Source organism: Rhodanobacter lycopersici, from assembly GCF_040812335.1.
GTDB classification, from domain to species: domain Bacteria; phylum Pseudomonadota; class Gammaproteobacteria; order Xanthomonadales; family Rhodanobacteraceae; genus Rhodanobacter_A; species Rhodanobacter_A lycopersici.
Genome location: NZ_JBFOHK010000001.1, coordinates 574,301 through 585,913, shown reverse-complemented (window position 1 = coordinate 585,913; position 11,613 = coordinate 574,301). Strand labels below are relative to the sequence as shown.

Here is an 11,613-nt window from a genome sequence, read left to right as displayed (position 1 = left end):
TGTGGCGCCGGAAATGGTGGAGAAGCCGAAGGAAGACGCGCGGCAGAATCCCCGGGCGCACTTGCCCTCACGTCGCCAGTTCGCGACGCAGCCAATCCGCCAGTGCCGCGAGGCGGGCATCGCCGGTGCGACGTGCCGAGACCAGCGCCCAGCACGCGGACGTTTCGCGGAATCCCCAGGGCGCCAGCAGGCGCCCGCTGGCGAGGTCGTCGGCCACCAGCGGTTGCGGCGCGATGGCCACGCCCAATCCTGCCGCAGCGGCCTCCAGCAGGAAGTAGAGGTGGGGCAGCGCCTGCGTCTGCTGCAACGATTCGGGCGGCAGACCCATGGCGAGCGCCCATTCGGGCCAGGCCTGCGGGCGCGAGACGGTATGCAGGAGCGGTTCGTCGCACAGGGCGGTGGCGGGTAGCTCGCGCAGGCGGTCGGCGCCGGGATAGCGCGGGCTGAGCACCGGGCCGATGCGTTCCGGTGCCAGTTCATGCACCTGCCAGCCTGCCGGCCAGGGCGGTGCGGCCAGCAGCAGGGCGGCGTCGACGTCGGCCAGATGGTCGGCGACGGGTTCGTCCTGCACGGCCAGGTGCAGTGTCAGCGTGGGCAATTCATGGCGCAGACGTTCCAGCCGTGGAATCACCCAGCGCGCCAGTACGCTGCCGGAGCAGCCGAGCACGCAGGCTGGTCTGCCGCTGCTCTTCTTCAACTGCAGCCAGCCCTCCCGCAATTGCCCGAACGCGGCGCTGCACTGCTCGCGCAACTGCTGGCCGGTCGCGGTGAGCGCAACGCCGCGCCCCTGGCGGACGAACAGCGGCTGGCCCAATGCTTCTTCCAGCGCCCGCACCTGCCGGCTCACCGCGCCGTGGGTCACGTGCAGTTCCTGCGCGGCAAGGCTCATGCTGCCCAGTCGCGCGGCGGCTTCGAAGGCGCGCAGGGCATTCAGCGAGGGCAGGTCGCGGTCCGACATGCTGTGAGTCTAGCTCAAGTATTGGTGCGATCTTTTCGCTTTTTCATAGGGTATGAAGGCGCTAAGGTGTGAGCCTGTTGCTTCGCTTTCCGTTGGAGTCGCCATGCCCGAGATCCGGGATTTCCACGCTTTCCCCGATGCCCAGGGACGCTTCGGCCAGTTCGGCGGCAGCTACGTCGCCGAGACCCTGATGGCGCCGCTGGCCGAACTGACCGAGGCCTACCTGCGCCTGCGCCAGGATCCGGCCTTCATCGCCGAACTCGACCGCGACCTCACGCATTACGTGGGCCGGCCCAGCCCGGTGTATTTCGCCGAGCGGCTGACGAAGCACGCGGGCGGAGCGCGCATCCTGCTCAAGCGCGAGGATCTGAACCACACCGGCGCGCACAAGATCAACAACACCGTGGGCCAGGCGCTGGTGGCGCGGCACATGGGCAAGACCCGCATCATCGCCGAGACCGGCGCGGGCCAGCACGGCGTGGCCAGCGCCACGGTGGCGGCGCGACTGGGGCTGGAGTGCGTGGTCTACATGGGCGCCACCGACATCGAGCGGCAGAAGATCAACGTTTACCGTATGAAGCTGCTTGGCGCCGAGGTGGTGCCGGTGACTTCCGGTTCCAAGACGCTGAAGGACGCGCTGAACGAGGCGATGCGCGACTGGGTCACCAACGTGGCCGACACCTTCTACATCATCGGCACGGTCGCCGGCCCGCATCCGTACCCGCTGATGGTGCGCGACTTCAACGCCATCGTGGGCCGCGAGGCACGTGCGCAGCTGCTGGAGCAGTACGGCCGCTTGCCGGACGTGCTCACCGCCTGCGTGGGCGGCGGCTCCAATGCGATCGGCCTGTTCCATGCCTTCCTCAACGACCGCGACGTGCGCATCGTCGGCGCCGAGGCGGCGGGCGAGGGCATCGCCACCGGTCATCATGCGGCCTCGCTGGCTGCGGGCCGGCCCGGCGTGTTGCACGGCAATCGCACCTATGTGCTGTGCGACGACGACGGCCAGATCACCGAGACGCATTCGGTGTCTGCGGGCCTGGACTACCCGGGCGTGGGCCCCGAGCACGCCTTCCTCAAGGACGCGGGGCGCGCCGAATACGTCGGCGTCACCGACGACGAGGCGCTGGAGGCCTTCCACCTGCTGGCTCGCACCGAGGGCATTCTCGCCGCGCTGGAATCCAGCCATGCGGTCGCGCAGGCGATCAAGCTGGCGCGCGAATATCCGAAGGACGGCATCGTGCTGTGCAACCTCTCCGGCCGCGGCGACAAGGACGTGCACACGATTGCCGCACGCGAAGGAGTGCAGGTATGAGCCGCATCGACCGCCGTTTCGCCGCACTGAAAGCTGCCGGCCGCACCGGCCTGATTCCCTTCGTCACCGCAGGTGATCCCTCGCCTGAGCATGCGGTGGCGCTGATGCACGCGCTGGTCGAGGCCGGTGCCGACCTGATCGAACTCGGTGTGCCGTTCTCCGACCCGATGGCCGACGGCCCGGTGATCCAGCACGCCAGCGAGCGCGCCATCGCCAAGGGCGTGGGCCTGGGCGACGTGCTGGGCTGGGTGACGCAGTTCCGCCAGCGCGACGCGGACACGCCAGTAGTGCTGATGGGTTACCTCAATCCTATCGAGATCCACGGTTATGCGCGCTTCGCCGCGGAGGCGGTCGAGGCCGGCGTCGATGGCGTGCTGCTGGTGGATTGCCCATTGGAGGAATCGGAAGTGCTGGCGCCGCTGCGCGCAGCCGGCCTCGCGCAGATCCTGCTCGCCGCACCCACCACGGCACCGGAGCGCCTGTCGAAGCTGTGTGCGGCGGCCGAAGGTTTCCTTTACTACGTCTCGTTCGCCGGCATCACCGGTGCGGCGCGCCTGAGCACCGCGGACATCGCCGCGCGCGTGGCAGACCTGCGTGCGCACGCGAAAGCGCCGGTGGCCGTGGGCTTCGGCGTGCGCGATGCGGAAAGCGCGAAGGCCATCGCCGGTTTCGCCGATGCGGTGGTGATCGGGAGTGCGCTGGTGGAACGGCTGGCGGGCGCGGCTTCGGCGGAGGAAATCGCCGCGCGCGCGCGCGCGTTCCTGCAGCCCGTGCGGGAGGCGCTGGACGCGCGCTGAGCTGGATCCGTCAGCGGTTTTCCCGCGCGCGGATCAATTCGAGAATCCTGGCCGCGTCCACCGGCGTGGCCGGGTTGTACACCACCATGCCGAGATCCGGTCGGCCATCGACCGCGAAGGACGAGTACTCCAGCGCGATCTCCCCGGCTTGCGGGTGGGTCAGTTGCTTGCGGCCTCCGCCGAAGTGGCGCACGTCGTTGTCGCGCCACATGGCTGCGAACTCGGGGCTTTGCCGTTCGAGCTCGTCGATCAGGCTGCGCACGCTGTCCGACGCAGTCGCGCCCGTGCGTGCCACGTCGGCACGGAACGCCGCCACCACGGAACGCGCCACGCTTTCCCAGTGGTGCTGTGCCGCACGCACACGCGGATTGAGGAACATCAGGCGCAGCACGTTCCGCTGTTCGGGCGCGAGCATGCCGTAGTCGGCAAGCACTGCGGCCGCGGCGCGGTTCCATGCCACCACGTCCCAGGTGGTGGTCTTGATCAGCGCCGGACTGGATTGCAGCGCATCCAGTACGCGCTGCAAGCGTGGCGTGACATCGCCCACCGGCTGGAAGCGGACTTCCGGCAGATGGCCCAGGGCGAGTAGGAACAGGTGTTCGCGTTCGACCGTGTCGAGCTGCAGGGCGCCGGCGATGCGCTCGAGTGCCTCGGGCGACGGCGCGCCACCGCGCCCCTGTTCCAGCCAGGTGTACCAGGTCACGCTGACGTGGGCGCGCTGCGCCACTTCCTCGCGCCGAAGCCCCGCCGTGCGCCGCCGCTCCAGCGGCAGGCCCAGCGCTGCCGGATCCAGCTTCGCGCGCCGGGCCTTGAGATAGGTGCCCAGCGGGTTCGTTTCCGTGGCCGACTGCGGTTTCCTGTTAGTGCTCATACCCGTATGACGTCACGGCTTCAGCGGCAGGGGGAAGGGGCCGATAGTAGCGCCCATTCCATTCACCGCAGAGGGCAAGTCCATGCGTGTATTCGTCACTGGCGCCACCGGTTTCATCGGCTCGGCCATCGTTGCGGAGCTGCTTCGCGCCGGCCATCGGGTGCTTGGGCTGACGAGGTCGGACACTGGCGTGCAGGCCTTGGCCGCCGCCGGTGCCGAGCCGCATCGTGGCAATCTCGAGGATCTGGACAGCCTGCGTCGCGGCGCGGCCCAGTCGGATGGTGTGATCCATTGCGCCTTCGATCACGACTTCTCGAACTTCGTTGCCAATTGCGAGAAAGACAGCCGCGCCATCGCGGCACTGGGTGACGCGCTCGCCGGTTCGGATCGTCCGCTCGTCGTCACCTCGGGCACCGGCATGGGCAGCGCCGGGCACGGGCAGCCGGCTACCGAGGACGTCTTCAACGTCGAGCATCCGAATGCCCGCAAGGCTTCGGAGCTGGCCGCAGGCGCGGCGGCGGCGAATGGAGTCAACGTGTCGGTGGTGCGCCTGCCGCAGGTCCACGACACGACCAGGCAAGGCTTGGTCACCTATGCCACCGCGGTGGCGCGCGAGAAAGGTGTCTCCGCCTATGTGGACGATGGGCTCAACCGCTTCGCTGCCGCACACGTCCTCGACGTGGCGCGCCTCTATCGGCTCGCGATCGAGAAGAGCGAACCCGGCGCCCGCTACCACGCGGTCGCCGAGGAAGGCGTGCCCTTCCGCGACATCGCCGGAGTCATCGGCCGCGGGTTGAGCGTGCCGTTGGTCTCCCTGTCGCCGGAGCAGGCTGCAACGCATTTCGGCTGGCTGGGAATGTTTGCCGGACTCGACCTGGCGGCATCCGGCGCACAGACCAAGGCATGGCTGGATTGGACTCCCGCCGGCCCCGGGCTGATAGAGGATCTCGAAGGCCACTTCGGACTCCGGTGAGGGAGCGCACCACACGCTGGCGTCCGGAGCGTCCTGGCGTTCTCGGCTAGAATGCGCGCTTCACCAGAGGTGCCGCTATGAACTGGCTGCAGAAAATCATGACTCCGCGTGCGCGCACGCCCGGTTCCCCTGCCGGCAAGGGCAAGGTGCCCGAGGGCGTGTGGGAGAAGTGCGCCGGTTGCGGCTCGGTGCTGTACAAGCCGGAGCTGGAGCGCAACCTGATGGTCTGCCCCAAGTGCGGGCACCATCACGCCATCCGTGCGCGCACCCGGCTGCTTGCGCTGTTTGACGAAGGTTCCACGCAGGAACTGTGGCCGGGCATGGAGGCCACCGATCCGCTGAAGTTCCGCGACTCCAAGAAGTACCGCGACCGCATCGTGGCGTCGCAGAAGTCCAGCGGCGAGAAGGATTCCCTGGTCGCGATGAGCGGCAGGCTGAAGGGCCGCCCGCTGGTCGCCACCGCGTTCGAGTTCGGCTTCGTCGGCGGTTCGATGGGTTCGGTGGGCGGCGAGAAGTTCGCCCGCGCCGGCGAGCGCGCGCTGGCCGAGCGGAGTGCGCTGGTGTGCTTCTCCGCCAGCGGCGGCATGCGCATGCAGGAAGGCCTGTACTCGTTGATGCAGATGGCCAAGGCCTCGGCGGTGCTGGCGAAGCTGCGCGATGCCGGCGTGCCCTACATCAGCGTGCTGACCAATCCTTCCACCGGCGGCGTCTCCGCCAGCCTCGGCATGCTGGGCGACATCAACATCGGCGAGCCGAAGGCGCTGATCGGTTTCGCCGGTCCGCGCGTGATCGAGCAGACCGTGCGCGAGACCCTGCCCGAAGGCTTCCAGCGTTCCGAGTTCCTGCTGGAGCACGGCGCGATCGACATGATCGTCGATCGCCGCGAGATGCGCGACAAGCTGGCCGATCTGCTGGGCCTGTTGATGAAGGCGCCGCGCGCGGCGTAACGCGCTGCCGAAGCCAGACTGCACGATGCCGCCTGCAGGCGGCATCGTCGTTTCTGTCGCCGGCTTCTGCGTGGTGGTTTTCCACAGCTGGTGTGGATGGTTGCCGAACAAAGCTGTGGACAAGCCCGTTTCGCCACTTTGCCGACAGGCACTTGGCACGTGCTGGCGAATTTCTGCGCAGCGTGCTGCCTGTTTTCCACAGCGGTTGTGGAAGCGTGTGGGCAAAGCCTGTGGATAGGTAGGCCAAGTGCTTGATGCGAAAACCTCGCGCGACATGTTGCGCAGGAATTGCTCAGGCGAATGCGGCAGCCCAGTGCACCAGCCACAGCGACAGCGTGCCGAGCGCGCCGCCGATGCCGATCGCGGCGAGCACGTCGCTGGGATAGTGCAGGCCCAGGATTACCCGCGACGCGGCGACCAGCGCGGTGAACGTCACCAGCAGCGGCGCAAGCAACGGATACCAGGCGACTGCCACGATGGTGAAGCTCACCGCCTGCAAGGTGTGTCCGGAAGGAAAGCTGAACTCGTCCAGCGGCGGCACGTGTGCGATCACGCCCGGGCAGGCCCGGAACGGGCGCGGCCGGCGCGTGTACCGTTTCAGCAGGCGGTAGAGCAGCAGGGCGACCAGTCCGGTGGCGGCCATGTGCGCGGCGGCGTGCAGGCCGCGCCAACCCTCCAGCGCAGCCAGGGTCAGCATCAGCGCGTACCAGAACATGCCGTCGCCGAGCCGGCTGATCGCGCTGAAGCAGGCGCCCACCGCGCGGCGCGTGCCCCAGCGGTTCGCCGCCACGCAGACGCGGCGGTCGAATGCGAGGCGTGGCAGCTCAGGCGTGGACGGCAGCGGTGTCGTGCCCATGGTCGCGCTCCTCGGCCAGTTCGCGCAGCAGGGTTTCGAATTCGCGGATCACCCGTTCCGGTGACAGGCGCACCATGCCCTCGTGCGCGCAGCGACCCATGTGGCGGATCAGGCCGGGATTGCTCGCCAGCCTGGTCGTCGCCTCGATGAATCCGGCTGAGTCGCCGGACGCGATGCGGTAGCCGTTGTAGCCGTCGCGCAAATGCTCGCGTGCCGCGCCTTCCTGGTAGGCCACCACGGGCAGACCGCAGGCCAGCGCCTCCAGGATCACGTTGCCGAAGGTCTCGCTGAGGCTGGGGAAGGGGAACAGGTCAGTGCTGGCGATGTGCCGCGCCAATGCCTCGCCGCGCTGCATGCCGGCGAAGATGAAGTCCGGGTGCGCCGCCTGCAGCGCCGTCCGCGCAGGGCCGTCGCCCACCCACACATAGCGCAGCGCCGGCCGCTTCTGTTGCGCGGTGCGGAATGCCTGCACCGCCAGTTCGAGATTCTTTTCCGGCGCGATGCGGCCCACATACAGCACCACCGGCGTGCCGGCATCGGCGCCCCATTCCGCGCGCAGCGCCGGATCGCGCCGGCCTGGGTGGAACAGTTGCGTATCCACCGCACGGCGCAGCAGGCGCGCGTTGCCTACGCCGAGTGCGACGAGTTCCTGCGCCAGCGCATCGGTGGGGACGAGGGTGGCGGCGGCGCGGCGGTGGAAGCGGCGCAGGTGGCCGCGCACCAGCGGCGTGAGCCAGCGCAGCCCGTAGTGGCTGGCATAGCTGTCGAAGCGCGTGTGGAAACCGGTCGCCACCGGGATGCCCAGTGCGCAGGCGGTGCGCAGCGCCGACCAGCCCAGCGGACCTTCGGTGGCGATGTAGATCGCGTCGGGGCGTTCCTGCGTCCAGCGTTCGCGCAAGGCCGGCCCGGCCGGCAGGCCGAAGCGCAGGCCGGGATAGCGCGGCAGGGCTACGCCGCGGGTGAACAGGGTCTCGAAGTGGGGATCGGCCACGCCCTGTCGCGCCTGGCGCGGTCGCACCACGTTGACGGCGTGGCCGTGCGAAGCGAGGCCGGCGGCAAGCCCGTGGACGGTAAGGGCGACGCCGTTGATCTCCGGCGGCCAAGTTTCGCTGACGATGCCTATGCGCATGATGGCTGCCCTTGCTTGACCTGCGTGCAGCTTCGTTCCGCACGTTTGCGTGCGAGTGGCGAATGCGTGACGCGGCGATGACGGCCCGGTCGGCGCGGTGCCCGGGATCGGCTAAAATGCACCGTTCACCGCGCGCCCAAAGCATCCCCATGACCGTCCGCACCCGCTTCGCCCCCAGCCCCACCGGTTTCCTGCACATCGGCGGTGCACGCACCGCGCTGTATTGCTGGCTGGAGGCGCGCCGGCGCGGCGGGGAGTTCGTGCTGCGCATCGAGGACACCGACCGCGAACGTTCCACCGACGAGGCCGTGCAGGCGATCCTCGACGCGATGGCGTGGCTCGATCTTTCCGCCGACGAGGCCCCCGTTTACCAGACCCGTCGTCTTGACCGCTACAAGGAAGTGGCCGAGCGCCTGCTTGCCGAGGGCAAGGCGTACTACGCCTACGAGAGCAAGGAGGAGATCGAGGCGATGCGCGAGGCCGCGATGGCGAAGGGCGAGAAGCCCCGCTACAACGGTTTCTATCGCGACCGCAACGAGCCCGGCTTTCACGAAGCCCGCCGCGACGATCCGAACCGGGTGATTCGCTTCAGGAACCCGCTGGAGGGCTCGGTGGTGTTCGAGGACAAGGTGAAGGGCCGGGTGGAGTGGTCCAACGCCGAGCTGGACGATCTCGTCATCTTCCGCTCCGACGGCTGGCCCACCTACAATTTCGCCGTGGTGGTGGACGACATCGACATGGGCATCACCGAGGTGATCCGCGGCGACGACCACGTCAACAACACGCCGCGCCAGATCAACATCTACCACGCGCTGGGCGCGCCGGTGCCGGAGTTCGCGCACCTGCCGATGATCCTCGACAAGGAGGGCAAGAAGCTCTCCAAGCGCACCAACTCGGTGAGCGTGATGGAGTACCGCGAGGAGGGCTACCTGCCGCACGCCATCCTCAACTACCTGGTGCGCCTCGGCTGGTCGCACGGCGACCAGGAAATCTTCTCGCGCGAGGAGATGATCCGCCTGTTCGACATCGCCGGCGTCAACAAGGCCGCCTCGCGCTTCGACACCGAGAAGCTCAACTGGCTGAACCAGCATTACCTCAAGACCGACGACCCCGCCGCGCTGGCGCCCGAGTTCGCATGGCACCTGGCGCGCGCCGGCATCGATACGGCGAACGGTCCGGCGCCCGCCGACGTGATCGTGGCGCTGCGCGACCGCGTGCACACGCTGAAGGAAATGGCCGAGCGCGCGAAGATCTGGTACGGCCCCATCACCGAGTGGGACGACAAGGCCGTCGCCAAGCACCTGAAGAACGACAGCGCCGCCGCCGTGCTGGAAGCGGCCAGGAGCCTGCTGGCCGCCGTCGAATGGAAGCCGGAAGCCATCCACGGCGTGATCGAACAGGTGGCCGCCAGGCTGGAACTGGGCATGGGCAAGATCGCCCAGCCGCTGCGCGTGGCGATGACCGGCACCCAGGTGTCGCCGTCGATCGACCACACCATCTATCTGGCCGGGCGCGACGAGGCGCTGCAGCGCATCGACCACGCGCTGGCACTGGCCCGCGGCTGAGGCGGGCGGGGAAGGCGGTGCGCCATGCATGAGCTGCTCGCCCGCGCCATGCAAGGCGTCGATCCCGACGCGCCGGGAGCGTTCTGGCACGTGTTCCTCAATCTGTGGGCGATGGTGCCCTGGGGCGCGCTGTTCTGGTGGAACCTGCTGTTCGTGGCGGTGGGTGCGCTGCTGGGCTGGTGGCGCGGGCGGCTGTGGGAAGGCATCGCCTGGGCCTGGGTGCTGGGGCCGATCGGCTGGATCGTGCTGTGGCTGCGCCCGCGCGGCGGGGCGCGCACCGTGCCGCCGCCGCTGCCGCGTTGACTTGTCCGCCCAGCGTCCACATCTTCCTGCTTGCGGACCTGCATGTATGATCGTCCGCGAGGAGAGACCCTTGGCCCACGACGCCACCAGCAAGCCGCACGCCCATCATTCGCATCACCACGATGCGAACGGTTTCGTGCGCGAGGTGGCGCACGTCAGCGAGGAGCGTGGCCTGCGCCTGACCCCGCTGCGCATGGAGGTGCTGGAACTGGTGGCGGCCGCGGCCAAGCCGGTGAAGGCCTACGACCTGCTCGACCGGTTGCGCGAGAAGCACGGCAACGCGGCGCCGCCTACGGTGTATCGCGCGCTGGATTTCCTGCTGGAGCAGGGCTTCATCCACAAGCTGGAATCGATCAACGCCTTTGTCTCCTGCCATCACCCGGCCGAGGCGCACCAGGTGCCGTTCCTGATCTGTGACGTCTGTTCCGGTGCCGAGGAAGTCTGCGACGAGCGCGTCGCCGAGCTGATCGACGCCCAGGCCAGGGCGCTGGGCTTCCGCGCCCAGGCGCAGACGCTGGAAGTGCACGGCGTCTGCAAGCGCTGCCGCAAGTCCTGATGCCGCGCCCCGCCGGGGCGGGCGCTTGTGCGGCGTGATTGTTATAAAGTAACATTGCTGGCATGGACCGGATCGGAAGCTCCGCCGAAGGCGACAGCATATTGCTGGACCCCATGTCGATGGGGTCCGTGGTCGTGGGCGATACACCGAAATCCACGCGCTGGTGGCATCTGGCCGACCGCGTGGGAGCCACGGCCTCGTTCCTGTGCGCGATCCACTGCGCGCTGCTGCCGTTCGTGCTGACCGTGCTGCCGTTGCTCGGTCTCGGCTTCCTGGCCGGGCACCGTTTCGAGCGCGGCTTCGTGATGTTCGCCGCCACGCTGGCATTGTTCGCCCTGGTCGGTGGCTACCGCCGCCATCGCCGGCCGCTGCCGTTGCTGCTGGCGGTGCCGGGGCTGGCGCTGCTGTTGCTCGGCGTCACCTGGGCAACGGCGTATCCGATCGCCGTGCACAGCGTGATGGTGACCTGCGGCGGTCTGCTGGTGGCCTCGGCGCATTTCGTGAACCTCTATCTCGATCGCCGCCATGCGCATGCCGAGGCACATGTGCATGGTGCGCGGTGTGCGCATTGAGTCCCGCGAGGAAGGAAGCTACAGCCTGTGCCATCCGCGCCCATAATCCTTGTCGTCGGCGCATCGCGCGGTCTTGGTGCCGCCATGGCCGCCGGATTCCTTGGCCGTGGCTGGAATGTCATCGGCACGGTAAGAGCGGGCTCCCAAACCGCGTTGCATGACCTGGCGGAGAAACACCCGGGCCGTGTCGGGATCGAAATGCTCGACATCGATGACGTGGACCAGATCGCCGCCTTGCGCGGGCGCCTCGCCGGCAAGGCGCTCGACATCCTGTTCGTGAACGCGGGAACGACGACGCATGACCAGCGCGTGCATGTCGGCGACGTAGCGACGGAAGAGTTCGTCCGCGTTATGGTGACGAACGCGCTCAGCCCCATGCGTGTCATTGAGGCGCTGCAGGACCTCGTGCCGGCGGATGGATTGATCGGTGCGATGTCGTCCGGGCAGGGCAGCATCGCGAACAACGAAACCGGGATGCGCGAGGTCTATCGCGGCAGCAAGGCGGCACTGAACATGTTCATGCGCAGTTTCGCGGCGCGCGAAACCGTAAGTCCACGCGCCATGGTGGCGCTCGCCCCGGGGTGGATCCGCACCGACCTGGGTGGCCCGGAGGCGCCCTATACGATCGAGGAGAGCGTGCCGCTGCTGGTCGACCTGCTGATCTCGAAGCGTGGCGTGCCCGGCCTGCAGTATCTCGATCGTTTCGGCCAGACCGTGCCCTGGTGAGCGGGCGTCGGAAGCCGTGCGGTGATTGTGTAACGCCGTCCGCGC

At 68.4% G+C, this 11,613-nt stretch carries 13 protein-coding genes; 9 read left to right on the top strand and 4 right to left on the bottom strand.

What is annotated here, in order from left to right; translation table 11 throughout:
- Positions 1 to 67: 67 nt before the first annotated feature.
- Positions 68 to 958: a LysR family transcriptional regulator gene (locus ABQJ54_RS02735; protein WP_367852730.1), complete on the bottom strand. Its 891-nt coding sequence runs from the start codon at positions 956 to 958 to the stop codon at positions 68 to 70.
- Positions 959 to 1,061: 103 nt separating this feature from the next.
- Here ABQJ54_RS02735 and trpB point away from each other — a divergent pair, with 103 nt between their 5' ends.
- Together trpB and trpA are read left to right on the top strand one after the other, a co-directional pair.
- Positions 1,062 to 2,273, top strand: coding sequence for a tryptophan synthase subunit beta (gene trpB, locus ABQJ54_RS02730; protein ID WP_367852729.1), 1,212 nt, complete (start codon positions 1,062 to 1,064; stop codon positions 2,271 to 2,273).
- Positions 2,270 to 3,070, top strand: a complete 801-nt coding sequence (gene trpA / locus ABQJ54_RS02725; RefSeq protein ID WP_367852728.1) for a tryptophan synthase subunit alpha — start codon at positions 2,270 to 2,272, stop codon at positions 3,068 to 3,070. Before trpB ends, trpA begins: the two co-directional genes overlap by 4 nt.
- A 10-nt stretch (positions 3,071 to 3,080) precedes the next feature.
- On the opposite strand, the gene ABQJ54_RS02720 is transcribed toward trpA, so the two are convergent.
- The gene (locus ABQJ54_RS02720) at positions 3,081 to 3,941 is read right to left on the bottom strand and encodes a helix-turn-helix transcriptional regulator (RefSeq protein ID WP_367852727.1); all 861 of its coding nucleotides are present in this window, start codon (positions 3,939 to 3,941) and stop codon (positions 3,081 to 3,083) included.
- An 82-nt stretch (positions 3,942 to 4,023) separates the two neighbouring features.
- On the opposite strand from ABQJ54_RS02720, the gene ABQJ54_RS02715 reads away from it, so the two are divergent.
- Together ABQJ54_RS02715 and accD are read left to right on the top strand one after the other, a co-directional pair.
- Positions 4,024 to 4,914 carry an SDR family oxidoreductase gene (locus ABQJ54_RS02715; RefSeq protein ID WP_367852726.1) on the top strand — a complete coding sequence of 297 codons (891 nt, stop codon included), beginning with the start codon at positions 4,024 to 4,026 and terminating at the stop codon, positions 4,912 to 4,914.
- Positions 4,915 to 4,991: 77 nt separating this feature from the next.
- A complete protein-coding gene (gene accD / locus ABQJ54_RS02710) occupies positions 4,992 to 5,861 on the top strand; it encodes an acetyl-CoA carboxylase, carboxyltransferase subunit beta (protein WP_367852725.1) in 870 nt (289 codons plus the stop codon).
- Between the two features lie 292 nt (positions 5,862 to 6,153).
- Here the strand turns inward: accD and ABQJ54_RS02705 are convergent, their stop codons facing one another.
- Positions 6,154 to 6,717, bottom strand: coding sequence for a phosphatase PAP2 family protein (locus tag ABQJ54_RS02705; protein WP_367852724.1), 564 nt, complete (start codon positions 6,715 to 6,717; stop codon positions 6,154 to 6,156).
- On the bottom strand, positions 6,686 to 7,846 hold the full coding sequence (locus ABQJ54_RS02700) for a glycosyltransferase family 4 protein (protein WP_367852723.1): 1,161 nt from the start codon (positions 7,844 to 7,846) through the stop codon (positions 6,686 to 6,688). Before ABQJ54_RS02700 ends, ABQJ54_RS02705 begins: the two co-directional genes overlap by 32 nt.
- Before the next feature lie 149 nt (positions 7,847 to 7,995).
- Between ABQJ54_RS02700 and gltX the strand changes: the two genes are divergently transcribed.
- The 5 genes from gltX (at position 7,996) to ABQJ54_RS02675 (ending at position 11,568) form a co-directional block, all read left to right on the top strand.
- Positions 7,996 to 9,411 (top strand): glutamate--tRNA ligase, encoded by a 1,416-nt coding sequence (gene gltX / locus ABQJ54_RS02695; protein WP_367852722.1) that lies wholly within the window; start codon positions 7,996 to 7,998, stop codon positions 9,409 to 9,411.
- Positions 9,412 to 9,435: 24 nt separating this feature from the next.
- Positions 9,436 to 9,714 (top strand): hypothetical protein, encoded by a 279-nt coding sequence (locus ABQJ54_RS02690; RefSeq protein WP_367852721.1) that lies wholly within the window; start codon positions 9,436 to 9,438, stop codon positions 9,712 to 9,714.
- 46 nt (positions 9,715 to 9,760) lie between these two features.
- A complete protein-coding gene (locus tag ABQJ54_RS02685) occupies positions 9,761 to 10,270 on the top strand; it encodes a transcriptional repressor (RefSeq protein WP_367852720.1) in 510 nt (169 codons plus the stop codon).
- Positions 10,271 to 10,383: 113 nt separating this feature from the next.
- On the top strand, positions 10,384 to 10,842 hold the full coding sequence (locus tag ABQJ54_RS02680; protein WP_437343308.1) for a MerC domain-containing protein: 459 nt from the start codon (positions 10,384 to 10,386) through the stop codon (positions 10,840 to 10,842).
- Between the two features lie 27 nt (positions 10,843 to 10,869).
- The gene (locus ABQJ54_RS02675; RefSeq protein ID WP_367852719.1) at positions 10,870 to 11,568 is read left to right on the top strand and encodes an SDR family NAD(P)-dependent oxidoreductase; all 699 of its coding nucleotides are present in this window, start codon (positions 10,870 to 10,872) and stop codon (positions 11,566 to 11,568) included.
- Positions 11,569 to 11,613 lie beyond the last annotated feature (45 nt).